At 42.5% G+C, this 645-nt stretch carries 1 protein-coding gene; it reads left to right on the top strand.

Annotated features, from left to right (window positions below):
- Window positions 1-110: 110 nt before the first annotated feature.
- Window positions 111-645: GTPase (locus AC1DVB_RS27825; RefSeq protein WP_477592084.1), on the top strand; the 535-nt coding region annotated here is incomplete at its 3' end.

Here is a 645-nt window from a genome sequence, read left to right as displayed (position 1 = left end):
GACCAAAATGGAGCCCCTTAATTTGCAAGGAGAATGAAGTTACATGCTTAAATTGAATCGTTCAAGGGTAAATGTTACTTAATACACTTCTTAAAAAGGGGGAATGAGTGATGGCGGAAAAACAAGATGAAATGGGAAGCATATTCAGTTTCATTAAAGGCCAGGTAGAAAAGCTCCCAATTTCACAAGCGAAAAAGACCAAAATGCTCGACCAGCTCTTACAGCTGAAAACGATGACTGTTGATGCAAGGGAACCGCGAATTGCTCTTGTCGGAAGAAGAGGGTCTGGAAAATCCTCACTGATCAATGCGATGTTTGGTCAGGAACGGCAATATGTCAGTTCCGTTAAATCTGGAACGGGTAAGGGTAAATGGTTATGGTACCCGAGTGATGCCGAACCCAAAATTCGTTTGCTGGACTCACGCGGGCTGGGTGAGAGTGAAGCTCCTACGGAAGAGTTCGAGGAAGATACACCATTGGATGAATTGATAAAAGCGGTRACTGAAGAACAGCCTGATGTGTTTCTTTTCTTAATTAAAGCCAAAGAAGCGGATTCACGTATTGAAGAAGACTTACAAGAATTGAATAAGCTGCGCAAGATCGTTAAAGAGAATCACCATTATGATGTACCTGTCATCTGTGTGG

Source organism: Peribacillus sp. P4_D6 (genome assembly GCF_056401795.1).
The sequence above is the reverse complement of the archived record's forward strand: the minus strand, read 5'-3'. Positions and strand labels throughout refer to the sequence as shown.